Genomic DNA, 17386 nt, shown 5'->3' with positions numbered 1-17386 from the left:
TGTAAAAGGAACGACTTCGTAGCTGGACGGACCTTCCTCGGCGCCCGGATTCACCGGTCCGGCTGGAAAGGTTTCTCACCGTAGCGGCGAACCATAAATCCGACCCGTCTCGCCGTTCGTGCCGATCTAATGCACGTCGATCTAAACGGGACGGACTCTATGGCTTGGCAGGATCGGCGGCGCAGGCTCCGCCGCCCGGCCAGCCGGTCCAGCCCGGACCGCGCACGACTTTTCCGGGTGTCGCGCCGGTGTGCTCGCCGCCCTTCAGAACCTGCACGCCGTTGACGAACAGGTCGCGCACGCCGGTGGCATAGCGATCGGGCTCTTCGAAAGTCGCGTGATCCTGAACCGTCGCCGGGTCGAACAGCACGACATCGGCGAAATAGCCCGGCGCGAGCGTGCCGCGGTCGCGGATGCCAAGGTTGCCGGCGGGAAGGCTGGTCAAGCGGCGGATCGCGCTCTGCAGGCTCGTCGCCTTTTCGTCGCGGACATATTTGCCGAGGAGCCGCGCGACATTGCCATAGGCGCGCGGATGATGCTTGGCATTGAGGAACAGCCCTTCGGGCGCAGCGGCTTCCTCGTCGGACCCGAAGGACATCCACGGCAGGTCGACGGCCTTGCGGACATTGTCCTCGCTCATCAGAAAATAGGCGGTGCCGACGCGGCTGCCGTCCTCGATCACCAGGTCGATCGCGGTTTCCTCGGGCGAGGTGCCGCGCAGCTTCGCGACCTCGCCGAGCGTCTTGCCGGTATATTGGCGAAGCTCGGGGTTCTTGAACGCGAGCAGCAGCAGATTGTCGGGCGTCCCCGCGGCGTTGTAGAGATTCTCCCAATCCTTGCCCGGCGCCTTCATCTCGGCGACCACCCGCGCTCGGATCTTCGGGTCTTTCAGCCGCTCGGCCCATTTCTCGTAGCCGCCCGCCTGCACCCAGGTCGGCATCGCCGCATCGAGCCCGGTCGCACCGGCGGTGTAGGTGTACATGTCGGCGGTGATGCGCTGCCCCGCCTTGCGCGCGGCTTCGACCCTGGCGATGATCGGATCATATTTGCCCCAGTTTGCCTTGCCGGCAAATTTGAGGTGATAAATTTCGGCGGGCGCGCCGCTCTTGCGGCTGATCTCGATCAGCTCGTCGACCGCCTCCTCGATATGGTCGCCCTCGGACCGCATGTGGCTGATATACATGCCGCCGCATCGCGCGGCTTCGGTCGCGAGCGCGACGAGTTCGGGGGTCTCGGCATAGGCATTGGGGGCATAGATCAGCGACGAGCCGACCCCCATCGCACCTTCCTGCATCGCCTGATGAACGAGCGCGCGCATTTTTCCGAGCTGCGCCGCGTCGGGATCGACGTCGCCTTCGCCCAGCACATGGACGCGCACCGTGCCCGCGCCGACGAAGGAGGCGACGTTCGGCGAAATCCCCTTTTCGGTCAGATAGTCGAGATAATTGCCGAGCGTCGTCCAGGGGATGTCATATTTGAAATCGCCCTGTCGCTGGATGGCGAGCGCCTTCATCGCGGGGTTCATCGGTCCCATCGACCAGCCCTCGCCCATCACCTCGAGCGTCACGCCCTGCTTGATGTCCGACATGCCGCGCCCGTCGAGCAGCAAAGATTCGGTCGCCCAGCTGAGCATATTGATGAAGCCCGGCGCGACCGCGAGTCCCTTGGCGTCGACGATCGTCTCCGCCCGGGCGCCCGACGCGCCGTGGGTGACCGCGACGATCCGGTCGCCCTTGATCAGCACATCGCCGACATAGGGGTCGCCGCCGCTGCCGTCATAGATCGACCCGCCGCGGATCAGCACGTCTGCCAATGCCGCAGGCTGAGCCACCACCGAGGTCGCTGACAGGGTGGCGATCGCGGTTACAAGCACCAACGAGCGGGCGAGGCGATGCAGCGGGCGGGTCATGGCAGGGTTTCTCCTTATTTTTCGTTCTTCGGGTCTTTGGCGGGAAGAGGCGGCAGTTCGAGCGTGATCCGCTCGATCCGCCGCGCGACCATCCGCGCCGCATTGCGATATCCGCCGGGATCGCCTTCATAGCCGGCGACGCGGCCTGGCACGATCGCACGCTCGTCGTCGAGCGCGGTGTGGCCGAGCTCGAGATTGCCCGCGCCATAGCCCTTTACGACCAGCGGCTTGCCGTCCTTGCAGACCGCGACCTGCAAGCCCGGGATCTCGCCCGCCGCGACCGCCCACGCCGGCACCGCGACCGACGCGAGCAGCGCCCCGGCGATGGCCAGCGAGAATTTCATCGCCTGCATCCCCCGTTCCCCCACTCTATTTCCAGACCGCGCCGAGCAAGCGACGGAAATTGCCGCCGAGCACGCCGTGGATCTGGTCGTCCGAATAGCCGCGCCGCACCATCTCCTCGGTCAGGCTGAAGAATTTGAGCGGATCGTCGAAGCCATCGGTATCGATCTTGTCGCGAAACGCATAGCTGCCCTTATAGGCCGCCTTGAGCTGGGCATAAGCCTTGGGCTCCATATCGTCATAGCCATACAGGTCGGCGTCGGACCCGATGCCGACCTTGTCGAAGCCGATCAGCTTGCCGACATGGTCGATCTGATCGACGATGTTCGCGACCGTGGTCGGCTCCTTCGCGGTCAGGAAGTTTCGGACGCCGGTGATGCCCATCACCCCGCCCTTCGCGCCGAGCGCCTTGATCGCTTCGTCGGTCTTGGTGCGCGGGTGATTGTTGAGCGCGCGGACATTGCTGTGGGTGATCGCGATCGGTCCCTCGGCGGCGGCGATCGCGTCGAGCGTCGTCCGGTCGCCGCAGTGCGAGGTATCGACGAGCATGCCCACCTTGTTCATCTCGGCGACGATCTGGACGCCATAATCGGACAGCCCCCCGTCGATGCGGTCGGTGCAGCCCGAGCCAATGAAATTCTGGCTGTTATAGGTGAGCTGCGACACGCGCTGGCCGAGCTGGTAAAAAGTCTTCACATCGTCGGCGGTGCGGAAATGGTCGCTGTTCTGCAACCCGAGGATCACCGCGCATTTGCCGTCGGCCTTAGCGCGATCAAGGTCCTCGGCCCTACCCACCCCTTCGAACACATGCGGATTGCGCGCAGTGAAACCCGACCAGGCGAGCAGGAAGCTGAGCGTGCTTTCATAGGCGTCCGGGCCGCCGATGCCGACCGAATTGTGAAAGCCGGTGATACCGCTCGCACGGAAATCGGCCGCCCACGTCTCGCTGATCGGCTCGGCGAAGACTTCGGGCCGAAAATCGAGGGTCAGCGGTGCCAGCATGTCGATGACCGTCGCCTCTTTGACCAGATCGACGACGCGCTTGGCAAAGCGGCGGGGGGAGGCGGCGTGCGCCTGATAGAGCCCGAAGTTGACCATCGGAAACGCCGTTGCAGCCAGCGCCGCCGTCCGCGTCAGCATCGCGCGGCGAGATAATTGCGAATTTTTCTGCATGAGCCACCCCTATCTCGGTTGATTTCACCAGCCGATTGTGAATGATGGATTCGTCCTGTAAAGAGAAATGGTGCCTATTATGAAAATTTTTCCCAATTCGCACTTGTCGCCCCGCCTCGCCACCGCCCTTTTTGCGGCGGCCACACTACCCGCCCTTCCGGTCCACGCTGCACCGCAGCCGCCGGCGGCCAGCGCGGAGATCGAGACCGGACGCACCGCCGGATTGGAGGATTTCGTCGACGGCGTACTGGCGCAACAGCTCGCGACGCGCGAGGTTGCCGGCGCGGTCGTCACCGTCGTGAAGGGCGGCAAGGTCCTCTTTACCCGCGGCTATGGCTTTGCCGATGTCGATCGCGGCATCCCGGTCAATGGACAAAAAACGCTCTTTCGTCCGGGATCGGTATCGAAGCTGATTACCTGGACCGGCCTGATGCAGCAGGTCGAGGCCGGGAAGGTCGACCTCGATGCCGACGTCAACCGCTATATCGACTTCACCATCCCGCCCTTCGAAGGCCAGCCGATCCGCGTGCGAGATCTCTTGTCGCACACACCGGGGATGAGCGATCTGCGCTACGATGAGAAGGACTGGGCGAAGCCCGAAACCTATCAATCCTTCCTGAAGACACATATCCCGGAGCGGCTGTGGGCGCCCGGTACCGAGATATCCTATTCCAATTATGGCGCCGCGCTTGCGGGCTATATCGTCGAGCGCGTGTCGGGAGAGGCGTTCCCCGATTATGTGACGAAGCATATTTTCCAGCCGCTCGGCATGACGCATACGACTTTCGTCGAGCCGCTGACCGGCGAGAATGCGGCTAATATGGCGCTCGGCTATAAATTCGTCGACGGCCGCTTCGAGGCCAAGCCCTATGAACGCTATGACAAGATCATGCCCGCCGGATCGGCGGCATCGACCGCGCCCGACATGGCGCGCTTCATGCTCGCCATGCTCGGCGGCGGCGCGCTCGACGGAAAGCGCATCCTGACACCCGAATCGGTCGCGCTGCTGGAAAGCGATTCGGTCGCGAACGCGCCCGGCCTTCCCGGCATGGCGCACGGCTTCATGGTCGCCCGCGAAAAAGGACCGCGGCTCGTCGGCCACGGCGGCAACACCATGGATTTCCACTCCTATCTTCTGCTCGCGCCCGAGGCCGATTTGGGCTTTTTCGTCTCCTACACCGGCGGCGAGGGCAGCTATGGTGCGCGGACCGAATTGAGCGACGCGATCATCGGCCGCCTGTTCCCGCAACAACCCGCGCAGCGCTGGACCCAGGCGAGCCAAACGCCGCCGCTGGGTGCCTATCGCTCGAACCGCCGCGACTATAGCCGGCCCGCCGATCCGGAAGGCGATCTCAAGCTGTCCGCGATCGACGAGCACCGGATTCTCGTCGAAGGGCATGGCCCCAAGACCGTATGGGAGCAGATCGGCCCGAACCTGTACGAACAGGCCACCGGCGCGCGCGAGGGCGGGCCTTATGATCAGATGCTCTTCTATGGCGATGCCAGCGATCCGCGCATCGGCTTCGCGTCGCAGCCCCATGTCGCCTATCACCTGGTAAAACCGGTGCAGCCGTAACCCCCGGACATGTCGCGCAGATTTCACGCACTCATCATCAAAATGACATTTTTATCCTGATTAGGATTGAATTTTCCCTTTAGGCATGATCCTATCCCTTCGGGTTGAATCGGGACGGGCCATATCGCCGGCGCCATCAGGGAGGCGCGTGAAGGAAAAAGGCGACCCCCGTGCCTCTCGTTAAAGGGGAAGACCATGAAGCCGAGTCATATGCTATTGTTTGCGGGAAGCGCGCTCTCGCTGTTCGTGGCCGCCGCGCCAGCCGGCGCGCAGGCATCCGACGAGCCCGCGACACGCGCCGATGACGAAATCATCGTGTCGGGCTCGCGCATTCAACGCTCGGGCTTCGACGCGCCCACGCCGACGACGGTGATCGGCGAGGCCGAGCTGCGCCAGGGCAACCGGCCGAGCATCGGCGAAGTGCTCAACGACATGCCCTCGTTTCGCGGCACGCAGACGCCCGCGACTTCGACCGGCAACACCAGCAGCGGGACGGCGCAAGCGGATCTGCGCAGCCTCGGTGCGTCGCGCACCCTGACGCTGCTCAACGGCCATCGCTTCAACGGCGCCGCCGATCTCAATACGGTGCCGCAAGCGCTGATCGAGCGCGTCGACGTCGTCACCGGCGGCGCATCGGCGGCATGGGGTTCCGGCGCCGTCGCTGGCGTCGTCAACATCATCCTGAAGGATGATCTGACCGGGCTGCAGGGCGGCATCGACGGCGGCATCTCGTCGCGCGGCGATGCGCAGCGCTATGGCGCCAATCTTGCGTGGGGCACCGACTTCGCCGACAGTCGCGGCCATTTCATGATCGGCGCCGATTTTCTGCAGGACAAGGGCGCGTTCGACCGCAAGAGCCGGCCCAATATGGAAGGCGGCATCTTCCCGCGCGCCGACGGTCAGCTCGTCCTGACCCGCGACGTCAACTACACGATCATCAACAATGGCGGCTCGATCCTCGCCCTCACCGCCGCGCCTTATAATCTCGTCTTCAATCCCGACGGTTCGGTGGGCCCGTTCCCGCTGGGCAGCGAAACCGCGGGCCAGTTCACGGTCGGCGGCGGCGGTCAGAACATCTACGACTATGTCGCGGTGACCTCGCCCTACAAGCGCGCCAATGTTTTCGCACGGGCAAGCTATGAATTCAGCGACGCCGCGACGCTGTGGGTGCAGGGCAGCTACAACCGCATGTGGTCGGACTTCGGCTTCTTTCCCGAGACGCCGATCGTGGTGATCTCGCAGGACAATGCGTTTCTGACACCGACCGCCCGCGATCAGCTCGCCGACGCCGGCGTGACCTATCCCTTCATCCTCGGCCGCATCCTCGACGATGTCGGTCCGACGCATTACCTGGGTTATCACTATGTCCGCCGCAATCTCGAAGGCGCGATCGGGCTCGACGGCGACCTCGGCGGCGGCTGGAGCTACAACGCCTATTACGACCATGGCGAGCTAAGGAACAACCAGTCGCTCTATAACCAGCGCATCCCGGCGCGCTTCAACTCCGCGGTGGATTCGGTCCTCGTCAGCGGCGTGCCGACATGCCGCATCAACGCCGACGCCGATCCCGCCAACGACGACGCGGCCTGCGTTGCGATCAACCTGTTCGGCAACGGCAATATCTCGCCCGAAGCGATCGACTATGCCTTCGGCGCGGGGCAGGCGATCACCACCTCGAAGCTCGACGCGGCCGGCGCATCAATCCAGGGCCAAGCCTTCTCGACCTGGGCGGGTCCGGTCGACGTCGCCTTCGGCACCGACTTCCGGTGGGAGAAATATACCACCAACTATGTCGATCCGCTGTCGGAGGCCGGCGCGCTCGCGACGCTGAATTATTCGGCCACCAACGGCAAATTCGATGTCAAGGAAGTGTTCGGCGAAATCAACGTGCCGCTGCTCGATATCGAAGGGGCGGCGAAGCTGGAGGTCAACGGCGCCGCGCGCTATTCGGATTACAGCACCAGCGGCGGCATCTGGTCGTGGAAGACGGGCAGCACGCTGCGCCTCGTCGACGACCTGCTGTTACGCGCCGTCTATTCGCGCGACATCCGTTCGCCCAGCATCAGCGAATATTTCACGTCGCGCGGCACCAATATCGGCAACGTCGCCGACCCCTATCGCGGCAACGCGGTGCAGGCCAATGTCGTCAGCTATGTCGGCGGCAATCCCGACCTGACCCCCGAAGTCTCGCACACGCTGACGCTCGGCGGCTCTTATTCGCCGGGCTTTGCGCCGGGGCTGCAGCTTTCGGTCGACTATTATGAGATCGAGATCACGAATGTCATCGTGACGCTGCTCGCGCAGGATGTGCTCAACACCTGCTATGCGGCGACGCCCGGCGATCCGACGTGCGGCGGGTTGATCGTCCGCGCCGGCGATGGTTCGATCGCGTCGATCTCGCGCACCTATCGCAACCTTGCCGAATATAAGACGCGCGGCCTCGACATCGAGGCATCGTACCGCAAGCAGGTCGGCCCCGGGACGCTGTCGCTGCGCGCGCTCGCGACCCATGTGTTCGAACTGCTGATCGACGATGGGGTGCAGACGACCGACCGCGCCGGGATCGTCGGCGGCGAAACCGCCTTCGGAACGCCGAAATGGCGTGTCACAGGCAGCGTCAGCTATCAGACCGGGGACTTCGGCGTCGATCTTCGCGCCCGCTATGTCGACGGGGGCATCTACAGCACCCAGATCGGCCCGAACGGCCAGCCGATCGAGAACAACGACATTGCGAGCCGGACATACATCGACCTTGGCCTGCAATTCAAAGCGACCGAAGACTTCACCTTCTTTGCAAATGTGAACAATCTGTTCGACCGCGATCCGCCGCTGATCGTCTATAACAATCCCAACTATGACCAGATCGGGCGTTATTTCTCGATCGGCGCCAAGGCGAAGTTCTAAGCGATGCGGCGGCGCTTGAAATGGGGGGCCGCCACGGCCTGTGGGGCGATCGCACTCGCGCTCGTCCCCGGTCCGGCCTCGGCCGGCAACAGCTATGATCTCGTCATCGCCGGCGGCCGGGTCATTGATCCGGCGAGCGGCCGCGACGAGATCGCCGACATCGGAATCAACGGCGGTTCGATCGCCGCCATTTCGGCGTCGCGGCTCGAGGGGAAGCGGCGGATCGACGTCAAGGGGCTCGTCGTTGCCCCGGGGTTCATCGACCTGCACGCGCACGGGCAGGACCCGGTTGCCGAACGTTTCCAGCTTCTCGACGGTGTCACCACCGCGATCGACATGGAAATCGGGACCGCTCCGGTTGCGGCGCTCTATCGCCGGATGGAGGGCAAGGCGTTGATCAACTTCGGCGCGTCGGCCTCGCACATCTGTGCGCGGCTCGAGGTCATGTCCGACAAGCGCTGCGGGCCGGATGTCGAAGGCCGGCTGACCGCCGATCCCGCTATGCTGGTCAAGGGCGCGACGCCCGAACAGGAAGCGCAGATCACGGCGATCCTCGACCGCGAGGTGGCATCTGGCGCGCTCGGCTATGGCATCGGGCTCGAATATGTGCCGGGGGCCGGACGCCGCGAAATATTCCGGGTGTTCGAGGCCGCGGCGAAGACGAAAGCGCCGGTTTTCGTCCACGTTCGCTCGCGCCCGCCCGACCAGGGGAGTGGGGTGCCGATCGCGGTGGCGCAGGAGGTGCTCGCCGATGCGGCGGCCACCGGCGCCTCGCTGCAAATCGTTCACGTCGCATCGACCGGGCTGCGCGACACGCCGGCGATCCTCGAACTGATCAAGGGCGCGCGAGCGCACGGGGTCGACGTCACGACCGAAGCCTATCCCTACACCGCGGGCAGCACCGCGATCGGGTCCAATTTCTTTGCCGATGGCTGGCAGGAACGCAACGGAGCGACCTATGGCGACGTTCAGTGGCCTGCCACCGGCGAACGGTTGACCAAGGAAAGCTTCGACCGCTTCCGCAAGGAACAGCCGGACGCTGCCGTGGTCATCCACATTATTCCGCAGGAGGTCGTCGACCGGGCGATCACCGATCCGATCGTGTCGATCGCGTCCGATGGTATGCCGTGGATCACCGCCGGCGAGCATCCGCGCGGCGCGGGCACTTTTTCGCGCGTCCTTGGCCAATATGTGCGCGAGCGCCAACTGCTCGACCTTCCTGCCGCGCTCGCCAAGATGACGATCATGCCGGCGCGGCGGCTCGAAGCGGTGTCGCCGCAGATGGCGCGCAAGGGGCGGCTCCAAGCGGGCGCCGACGCCGACATCACCGTCTTCGACCCGGCCACGATCCGCGACCGCGCGACCTTCGACCAGCCTATGCAGGCATCGACCGGCATCGCCTATGTGCTCGTCGGCGGTCAGGTCATGGCGCGCGCGGGCAAGGTGACCGCCCACCGTTTTCCGGGTCAGGCCATCAGGAGCGATCTGCCGCACTGAGCCGGCCGCATCTCCATTTGCGAAACAAACGAGCAAGAGAAGGGGGATAGATATGAAATGGTGGAAAACGCTCGCCGTGGGGGTGCTGACCCTCGTCGGCGGGGCCTCTGCGGCGCAGCAGGCGACCGCGCCGGGGCCGTCGCTTTCGCCCGTCGCCGACGCGGCGCCGGTTGCCGCACCCGCGGCGGCCACGACCGAGGGCGCCCGCGCCCTGACCCGGTCCGATGCCGACACCTGGCTCGATGGCTTCATGCCCTATGCCCTCGCGCGCGGTGACGTCGCCGGCGCGGTCGTCGTCATCGTCAAGGACGGCAAGGTGCTGACCCAGCGCGGCTTTGGCTATGCCGATGTCGCCAAGCGCAAGCCGGTCGATCCGGCCACCACCCTGTTCCGCCCCGGCTCGGTGTCGAAGCTGTTCACCTGGACCGCGGTGATGCAGCAGGTCGAGGCGGGCAAGATCGACCTCGACGCCGACATCAACCAATATCTCGACTTCAGGATTCCCCCGTTCGAGGGCAAGCCGATCACGATGACCAACATCATGACGCACACCCCGGGTTTCGAGGAAGCCGGGCGCGACCTGATCGTGGACAAGGGGCCGGCGCCGACGCTCGAAACCGCGCTCAAGCGCTGGGTGCCCGCGCGCGTCTATGCGCCCGGTTCGACCCCGGCCTATTCCAACTATGCGACGGCGCTCGCGGGCTACGTCGTCCAGCGCGTGTCGGGCATGTCCTATGACGACTATATCGACCGCAACATCTTCGACCGCCTGGGCATGAAATATGCGACCTTCCGCCAGCCGCTGCCCGAGAGGCTGCAACCCTATATGGCCAAGGGTTACAAGGCTGGGTCCGGCAAGGAAGAGCCGTTCGAATATGTGGCGATTGCGCCCGCCGGCAGCTCGTCGATCAGCGGCGGCGATATGGCGAAATTCATGATCGCGCATCTCGACGACGGCGGCCCGCTGCTCAAGCCCGAAACCGCGGCGCTGATGCATTCGCCGGCGAACGAGCCGCTACCCGGCCTGCCGCGTATGATGCACGGCTTCTACGAGCAGAAGATCAACGGCCTCGGCGCAATCGCGCACGGCGGCGACACGATGTGGTTCCACTCGGACCTCGTGCTCTTCCCGTCGAAGAACACGGGCATCTATGTCTCGATGAACAGCGCCGGCAAGGACGGCGCGGTCGGTCCGATCCGCGAAGCGCTGGTCCAGGAGTTCGCCGACCGCTATTTCCCCGCGCCGCGATCGGTGCCCAAGGCGCTTCCCACCGCGAAACAGCATGCCGCGATGGTCGCCGGCACCTATGCGACGAGCCGCGCACCGGTCGATAATTGGGGCGCGATGCTGGGGTTCGCCTCGCAGGTAAAGATCGGGGTCGACGAGAACGGCAATCTGGTGACCCCGTTCAAGACGATTGGTGGCGGCGACCGCAAATGGGTCGAGGTCAAGCCGTTCATCTGGCAATCGCTCTATGACAAGGCAACCTTCGCCGCGAAAGTCGAGAACGGCAAGGTCGTGCGCATCTTCTATGGCGACTATGCCCCGATCATGGTTTGGGACCCCGTGCCGGCATATAAGGATACGGCGTGGCTGATACCCGTGGTGATCGCGAGCCTCGCCGTGATCCTGCTGACCGCGCTTGCCTGGCCAGTGGGAGCGATCAACCGCCGCCGCTACGGCCAGGAGCTCGCGCTGACCGGCGGCGACCGTTCGACCTATCGCGCCGTCCGCCTGTTTGCCTGGCTGGTCTTCGTGATCCTTGGATGCTGGGTCGCCTGCGTGACGCTGATCGAGAAATTCGTGACGCCGGTCGGGCTGATCTGGTTCGCGCAGATCCTGGGCATATTGGTCTTCCCCGGCTTCCTGGGCCTGACCATCTGGAATGCCTATCTGGCGTTCAAGGGCAAGCGCGGCTGGTTCGCACGTCTGTGGAGCGTGCTGCTGGTGCTCGCCGCCTTCTTCATGCTGTGGACGGCGCTGGCCTTCAAGCTGATCAGCCTCGGCGCCAACTGGTAGTGGGCCGCGGTCCGGGCGCGGTGCGTCCGGACCGCAAAATCGAACAGTCGATCGGGAGATCCGGCCATGAAGACCCTCATTCCCCTCACCGCAATGCTGTTACTCGGCGCGGCCGCCCCACCCCCTTCGTACGACCTCGTCATCCGCGACGGCCGGCTACTCGACGGCGCCGGCAATCCCTGGGTGTCGGGCGATGTGGCAATCGACGACGGACGCATCGTGCGCATCGGCGAGATCACCGGCAAGGGGCGCGAAGAGATCGACGCGAAGGGCCGCTATGTCGCGCCCGGCTTCATCGACATGATGGACCAGTCGGGCGACGTGCTGCGCACCAGCGGCGCGGCCGAGAACAAGGTCCGCATGGGCGTGACCACCGCGATCGGCGGCGAAGGCGGCACGCCGGTCGAAGCGGACGCGATCGGTGCCTATTTCGACGGGCTCGAAAGGACCGGCATCGCGATCAATTTCGGCAGCTATTACAATGTCGCGCAGCCGCGCGTGAAGATCATGGGCGACGGCGCGGGGACGCCGACCGCGGCGCAGCTCGAGGCGATGAAGGCCGAAACCGCCGTGGCGATGCGCAATGGCGCGTTCGGCGTGTCGTCGGCGCTCATCTATCCGCCGAACAGTTTCCAGTCGACCGACGAGATCGTCGCGCTCGCGTCCGAGGCAGGCAAGTGCGGCGGCTTCTATGCCACCCACATGCGCGACGAGAGCGCGAAGCTGGTGGAAGCGATCGACGAGGCGATTTCGATCGGCGAACGCAGCGGCGCGAAAGTCGAAGTCTTCCACCTGAAGGCTGCCTATCGCCCGCTCGCGGGCCGGTTGATGCCCAAGGCGCTCGACCGCATCGCCGAGGCGCGCGCGCGCGGCGTCGACATCGCCGCCGACCTTTATCCCTATACCGCAGGCGGCACCGGGCTGGAGATCACCGTTCCCAACTGGGTCTTTGCCGATGGTGCCAAGGCCGGATTCGAAAAGCTGCGCGACCCGAAGCTGCGCGCGCGCTTGAAAAAGGAAATTGCGGCGGGCTCGCAGCCGGGATGGTCGAACCTCGTCGAGGCATCCGGAGGCTGGGACCATATCACCCTCGCCAACGCCTATGATCCCGCGATGGACCGGTTTCGCGGCAAGTCGATGGTCGAAATCGGCAAGGCACTCGGCAAGGATCCGGCCGATGCCGCGTGGGACATCGTCCTCGGCGCGCTCCCCAACCGGGCCTACGGCCTGTTCTTCATGATGGACGAGGGCGACATCGACCTCGCGCTCCGGCGGCCGTGGGTGAGCATCGGCACCGACGCCGGCGCGGCGGCGAAATTCGGCGAGATCGACGCCATCGGCCTGCCCCACCCCCGCGCCTATGGCACCTTCCCGCGCATCTTGGGACACTATGTCCGCGATCGAAAGGTGCTGACGCTCGAGGATGCGGTGCGCAAGATGACCTCGTGGCCGGCACAGCGCATGGGCCTGACCGACCGCGGCGTGCTGCGCGAAGGCTTGCGCGCCGACATCACCATCTTCGATGCCGAAAAGGTGGCCGAGGGGGCAAGCTGGGAGCAGCCGCTCGCCGCGCCGGCGGGCATCGACGATGTGATCGTCAACGGCGTGCCGGTGCTGCGCGCGGGCAAGATGACGGGCGCGCGGCCCGGGATGGCACTGCGCCATCCCTGCGGCTGACCGGTGCGTTCCGCTTGCGATGGGGGCCGCTATTTCGCCTTGGTCTTCCTGGCAGGCGCCGATTGCTCTTCGGGCGCGGAGAGGCGATGGTGCGCCTCATACACCATATGCGACAAATCCTCGTCGGCGCTCGACATCACGCCCACGGTCAGCGTCTCGGTCGATCCGGGACCGCAGACATAGGCGTGACCCATGCCCGAATCGATGTAGATCGATTCGCCGGCCCGAAGCTCGATCGGGTCGTAATATTCGGTGTGGACGGTCAGCGTGCCCTCGACCACATAGATGAATTCCTCGCCGCTGTGCCGAACGAGTTCGCCGAACTCCTCGATTGATTTCGCGTGGATACGGGTGATGATCGGGACCATGCGCTTGTGGCGCAATTCGGTGCAGACATAATAATATTCGTAGTTGGGCGTATCGACGCGCACCGCCTTGTCGATCGACCCGACGCTGCGCCGCCCCAGGATCGCCGCGGGCGCTTCCTCCTGCTCGGCGAACAGGTCGGCCATGCTGACATTGAGTTTTTCGCCGAGCTGCTGCAGCTTGTCATAGGTGAGCGACAGACGATCATGCTCGACCTTCGACAGCGTCGATACCGGAATACCGCAGCGCTGGCTCATTTCCTTCAGCGTCCATCCGTTGCGCGCGCGCAGGTCGGCCATCACCGCACCGAGCGTCTTTCGACCATCCGCCATGTCGTCCCTGGCCCTCGCACCTTCCAGCGTGTCGAACGGGGACGATCTTGTCCTGTTCGGAGATTCGCCCTTCCGCATTAGCATCGGCGCTTCTGCCGAGGCAATCAGCGTGTTGGGCTGGATAGGATTCGCACGGAGGGCACCGCACGCGATACCAGTCCATCAGGCCTCGATATCGCGCTTATAGGTTTCGGGAAGGAAAAGGATTCCGACGACCGCTGTTACCGCCGCGACCACGACCGCATACCACAGCCCCTGATAGATATTCCCGGTCGCCGCGACCATCGCAAAGCCGATCGTCGGCATGAAGCCGCCGATCCAGCCATTGCCGATATGATAGGGCAGCGACAGCGAGCTGTAGCGGATGCGCGCGGGGAACAGTTCGACGAGCAGGGCGGCGAGGGGGCCGTAAACCATCGTCGCGAGCACGCCGAAGATACAGAGGATGCCGATCACCTTCAGCTTGTCGACCTGCGCGGGATCGGCATCCTTCGGATAGCCCGCGCGGGTCAGCCCCCCTTGCACCTCGTTTTGAAAGCGCGCGATCGCGGCAGTCTTCGCATCCCCGTCGAGGATCGCGGGATCGGGCGCGACATGCACGTCGTCGCCGATCCGCACCTCGGCGATCGTTCGGGACGCCGCGTCGATATTGATATAGTTGATGCCGCTGCGCGCAAGATAGGCCTTCACGATGTCGCAGCTGGTCGCGTCGAACCGGTTCTGCCCGATCGGGTCGAACTGGAACGAACATTCGCGCGCATCGGCGACGACGGTGACCGGCGCGCGCTCGATCGCGGCGGCCATCGCCGGGTTCGCCGCGGCGACGAGCGCCTGATAGAGCGGGAAATAGGCGAAGACCGCGACGACGCACGCGCTCATCATGATCGGCTTGCGGCCGATGCGATCGCTGAGCCAGCCGAAGAAGACGAAGCTGGGGATGATAAGGGTCAGTGCCGTCGCGACGAGAAAGTTGGCGGTCGCACCGTCGACGCGCGCGATCTTTTCGAGATAGAAGAGCGGATAGAGATGCGCGGCAAAGCCGATCACCGCCTGCCCTGCCACCGCGCCGAACAAGGCGATCAGCACGACCTTCAGGTTGCGCCACTCGCCGAACGCTTCCTTGAGCGGCGCTTTCGAGGTCGCGCCGGCCGCCTTCATCCGCTGGAACACCGGGCTTTCCTCGAGCTGGAGCCGGATCCACAGCGCGACTGAGAGCAGGACGATCGAGAAGAGGAACGGCAGGCGCCAGCCCCAGGCGTCGAAGCTGTCGGCGTCCATGAACAGGCGCAGCGACACGACGAAGCTCGACGCGATGATCAGCCCGAGCATCGCGGTGGTCTGGATGAAGCTGGTATAGAAGCCGCGTTTTCCCGGCGGGGCGTGCTCGGCGATATAGACCGCCGCGCCGCCATATTCGCCGCCGATCGCAAGGCCCTGCAAGAGCCGCAGCAGCATCAGAATGATCGGCGCCGCGATGCCGATGCTGTCGTAGCCGGGAAGAAATCCGACCGCGAAGGTCGACAGTCCCATGATCGCCATGGTGACGAGGAAGGTATTCTTGCGCCCGACGATGTCGCCGACGCGGCCGAAAACGAGCGCGCCGAACGGCCGGATCGCGAAGCCCGCGGCAAAGGCCATCAGCGCGAGAATGAAGCCCGTGGTCGCGTTGACGCCCGAGAAGAAATGGACCGAAATCGAGCTGGCGAGCAGTCCGTAAAGGTAAAAGTCATACCATTCGAAGATCGTCCCCAGCGACGAGGCGGCGATCACGAGCTTTTCATTCTGCCCCTTCGCCTCTTCGGCGGGCAGGGCTTCGCTGTCGGTCGTCATGTCCTTCTCCCTTGCAGCCCGGCAGCGGCGGCGGGCTCTGCCGGCCCGTCCGCGCGCGCCCCCGGGGAATTTCAGCGCGCGAACGCCATCGTCGGCGCGGTGTATCCGGCACTCGCGAGTTCGCGTTCGGCTTGCCGGAAACCATAGGCGGGCACGATTTCGCCGCGCCGGTCGTCGATCCGGGTCCACTCGGCGGCGACGCGCCCGGCCGCATCGTCGCCGCGGCCGACGAAAACGCCTTCGGTGAGCGTGACGTGCGCGGCGGCGAAATGGCCGGCGCCGGCGCAGAGGATCGCGCGCGTCGGCGCCGCGTCGCCGACGAGCGCGAGCAGCCCGGGGCTCACCGCCTCGGGCGCGAGATGCGCGAGCGCCTGCGGCGAAAGAACGCCTTCGGTCATTCCCGTAGCGGCGGTCGGCGCGAGGCAGTTGACGCGGATGCCATATTTCTCGCCCTCGAGCGCGAGCGTCTGCATCAGCCCGACGAGCGCCATTTTCGCGGCGCCGTAATTGGCCTGACCGAAATTGCCGTAGAGACCCGACGAAGAGGTCGTCATGACGATGCGCCCATAGCGGCGCTCGCGCATCTGATCCCACACCGCCTTCGAGCAGATCGCGGCGCCCATCAGATGCACCTCGACGACCAATCTGAAATCGGCGAGGTCCATCTTGGCGAAGCTCTTGTCGCGCAGGATTCCGGCATTGTTGACCAATATGTCGACGCCGCCCCACGCCATCGTCGCGGCGTGGACCATCGCCGCGACCGCGGCTTCGTCGGTCACCGAGGCGGCGGCAGGCATCGCCTCTCCGCCGGCATTGGCGATCTCGGCCGCGACGCATTCGGCCGCCTCGCCGTCGCGGTCGTTGACGACGACGCGCGCGCCGTGACGCGCGAGCATCAGCGCATGAGCCCGCCCGAGCCCGCCGCCCGCACCGGTCACGATTGCCACCCGCCCCGCCAGTTCCATCGTCTTGTCCCCTTCAGCTTTCATAATAACTCTCTTGTGAGTGAATTAAATGACCGGCGCGATGCGCGCCAACCGATCGCCCCTCTCCGGCTGCGTCAGTCCGCTCGTTCGCTCCGTCGCTGTTCGCAGATGTCGCGGAAGCCCGCGGCCATGAAGCGCGCCATGCGCGCCTTCACCGCTTCATAATCGTCCGACCGGCAAAGGCCGTGCGACAATTTGTCGATGCGCCCGGTGCGCGCGAGCGTCAGCATCAGCGCGCCGGTGACGAAATGATAGCCCCAGAAAATATCTTCCTCGTCCGCCTCCGGCAGTGCCTTTTTCAATATCCCGATCAGCCGCAGCACCACGGGATCGAAATATTTGTCCATGAATTCGGCGCCTTCGGGGCTGTTCGACGCCTGCGCACCGAAGGCGCCGTAATTCTTCCACCCCTCGCCGCCCTGAATATAGAGGTCAAGGTCGGTGTCGAGGAAGGCGTGGAGCGCCCCTTCGACCGTAGGGCTGTCGCCCGCGGCGCGATCATAATCGTCGAGCGCCTTCATCCGTTTTTCGATCGTGACGACGGCGCGGCGCGCGAACACCGCCTCGAACAAGGTCTTCTTGTCGTCGAAATAATAGTTGAGCAGCGTGTGATGGACGCCGACCTGCTTGGCGACATCCTTCAGCGTGACGCCGTAAAATCCATGTTTCGAAAACAGCTGCTCGGCGGTGTCGAGTATCTGTTCCATCGTTTCGGCGCGCTGTTCGGCTTTCGTCGGCCGCTTCGTCCGGGTCTTTGCGTTGGACGCCAATTCA

General features: G+C 64.8%; 12 protein-coding genes. 5 read left to right on the top strand and 7 right to left on the bottom strand.

Annotation, left to right across the window (positions count from 1 at the left end; translation table 11 throughout):
• Window positions 1–157 precede the first annotated feature (157 nt).
• The 3 genes from KNJ79_RS05715 to KNJ79_RS05705 are packed head-to-tail and all read right to left on the bottom strand — an operon-like array spanning window position 158 to window position 3391.
• Entirely contained in the window at window positions 158–1909 is a 1752-nt protein-coding gene (locus KNJ79_RS05715; RefSeq protein ID WP_317153165.1) for an N-acyl-D-amino-acid deacylase family protein, read from the bottom strand.
• A 14-nt stretch (window positions 1910–1923) separates the two neighbouring features.
• Window positions 1924–2253: a hypothetical protein gene (locus tag KNJ79_RS05710; RefSeq protein ID WP_317153164.1), complete on the bottom strand. Its 330-nt coding sequence runs from the start codon at window positions 2251–2253 to the stop codon at window positions 1924–1926.
• 25 nt (window positions 2254–2278) lie between these two features.
• Window positions 2279–3391: a dipeptidase gene (locus tag KNJ79_RS05705; protein ID WP_317153163.1), complete on the bottom strand. Its 1113-nt coding sequence runs from the start codon at window positions 3389–3391 to the stop codon at window positions 2279–2281.
• A gap of 112 nt (window positions 3392–3503) precedes the next feature.
• Here KNJ79_RS05705 and KNJ79_RS05700 point away from each other — a divergent pair, with 112 nt between their 5' ends.
• From KNJ79_RS05700 to KNJ79_RS05680, 5 genes are all read left to right on the top strand, one after another.
• Window positions 3504–5000: a serine hydrolase domain-containing protein gene (locus KNJ79_RS05700; RefSeq protein ID WP_317153162.1), complete on the top strand. Its 1497-nt coding sequence runs from the start codon at window positions 3504–3506 to the stop codon at window positions 4998–5000.
• A gap of 195 nt (window positions 5001–5195) precedes the next feature.
• Window positions 5196–7904 (top strand): TonB-dependent receptor domain-containing protein, encoded by a 2709-nt coding sequence (locus KNJ79_RS05695; RefSeq protein ID WP_317153161.1) that lies wholly within the window; start codon window positions 5196–5198, stop codon window positions 7902–7904.
• Between the two features lie 3 nt (window positions 7905–7907).
• Window positions 7908–9401: an amidohydrolase family protein gene (locus KNJ79_RS05690; RefSeq protein ID WP_317153160.1), complete on the top strand. Its 1494-nt coding sequence runs from the start codon at window positions 7908–7910 to the stop codon at window positions 9399–9401.
• A 52-nt stretch (window positions 9402–9453) separates the two neighbouring features.
• Window positions 9454–11421 carry a serine hydrolase domain-containing protein gene (locus KNJ79_RS05685; RefSeq protein ID WP_317153159.1) on the top strand — a complete coding sequence of 656 codons (1968 nt, stop codon included), beginning with the start codon at window positions 9454–9456 and terminating at the stop codon, window positions 11419–11421.
• Between the two features lie 66 nt (window positions 11422–11487).
• A complete protein-coding gene (locus tag KNJ79_RS05680; RefSeq protein ID WP_317153158.1) occupies window positions 11488–13098 on the top strand; it encodes an N-acyl-D-amino-acid deacylase family protein in 1611 nt (536 codons plus the stop codon).
• A 29-nt stretch (window positions 13099–13127) separates the two neighbouring features.
• On the opposite strand, the gene KNJ79_RS05675 is transcribed toward KNJ79_RS05680, so the two are convergent.
• The 4 genes from KNJ79_RS05675 to KNJ79_RS05660 all read right to left on the bottom strand — a co-directional run bounded on the left by KNJ79_RS05675 (window position 13128) and on the right by KNJ79_RS05660 (window position 17382).
• A complete protein-coding gene (locus tag KNJ79_RS05675) occupies window positions 13128–13796 on the bottom strand; it encodes a helix-turn-helix domain-containing protein (RefSeq protein WP_317153157.1) in 669 nt (222 codons plus the stop codon).
• A 162-nt stretch (window positions 13797–13958) separates the two neighbouring features.
• Window positions 13959–15626: an MFS transporter gene (locus KNJ79_RS05670; RefSeq protein ID WP_317153156.1), complete on the bottom strand. Its 1668-nt coding sequence runs from the start codon at window positions 15624–15626 to the stop codon at window positions 13959–13961.
• A 71-nt stretch (window positions 15627–15697) separates the two neighbouring features.
• The gene (locus KNJ79_RS05665) at window positions 15698–16615 is read right to left on the bottom strand and encodes an SDR family NAD(P)-dependent oxidoreductase (protein WP_317153155.1); all 918 of its coding nucleotides are present in this window, start codon (window positions 16613–16615) and stop codon (window positions 15698–15700) included.
• A 71-nt stretch (window positions 16616–16686) separates the two neighbouring features.
• Window positions 16687–17382: a TetR/AcrR family transcriptional regulator gene (locus KNJ79_RS05660; RefSeq protein WP_245836641.1), complete on the bottom strand. Its 696-nt coding sequence runs from the start codon at window positions 17380–17382 to the stop codon at window positions 16687–16689.
• Window positions 17383–17386: the final 4 nt, after the last annotated feature.

This window comes from Sphingopyxis indica (assembly GCF_032879645.1).
Classification (GTDB): Bacteria; Pseudomonadota; Alphaproteobacteria; order Sphingomonadales; family Sphingomonadaceae; genus Sphingopyxis; species Sphingopyxis indica.
Note: the sequence above shows the minus strand (reverse complement) of the source record. Positions and strands in the feature narration are given on the sequence as shown.

Coding starts and splice junctions, on each gene's coding strand:
- KNJ79_RS05690 (WP_317153160.1), top strand. CDS start 7,908: ATGCGGCGGCGCTTGAAATGGGGGGCCGCCACGGCCTGTGGGGCGATC.
- KNJ79_RS05710 (WP_317153164.1), bottom strand. CDS start 2,253: ATGAAATTCTCGCTGGCCATCGCCGGGGCGCTGCTCGCGTCGGTCGCG.
- KNJ79_RS05680 (WP_317153158.1), top strand. CDS start 11,488: ATGAAGACCCTCATTCCCCTCACCGCAATGCTGTTACTCGGCGCGGCC.
- KNJ79_RS05685 (WP_317153159.1), top strand. CDS start 9,454: ATGAAATGGTGGAAAACGCTCGCCGTGGGGGTGCTGACCCTCGTCGGC.
- KNJ79_RS05705 (WP_317153163.1), bottom strand. CDS start 3,391: ATGCTGACGCGGACGGCGGCGCTGGCTGCAACGGCGTTTCCGATGGTC.
- KNJ79_RS05715 (WP_317153165.1), bottom strand. CDS start 1,909: ATGACCCGCCCGCTGCATCGCCTCGCCCGCTCGTTGGTGCTTGTAACC.
- KNJ79_RS05670 (WP_317153156.1), bottom strand. CDS start 15,626: ATGACGACCGACAGCGAAGCCCTGCCCGCCGAAGAGGCGAAGGGGCAG.
- KNJ79_RS05665 (WP_317153155.1), bottom strand. CDS start 16,615: ATGAAAGCTGAAGGGGACAAGACGATGGAACTGGCGGGGCGGGTGGCA.
- KNJ79_RS05675 (WP_317153157.1), bottom strand. CDS start 13,796: ATGGCGGATGGTCGAAAGACGCTCGGTGCGGTGATGGCCGACCTGCGC.
- KNJ79_RS05700 (WP_317153162.1), top strand. CDS start 3,504: ATGAAAATTTTTCCCAATTCGCACTTGTCGCCCCGCCTCGCCACCGCC.
- KNJ79_RS05695 (WP_317153161.1), top strand. CDS start 5,196: ATGAAGCCGAGTCATATGCTATTGTTTGCGGGAAGCGCGCTCTCGCTG.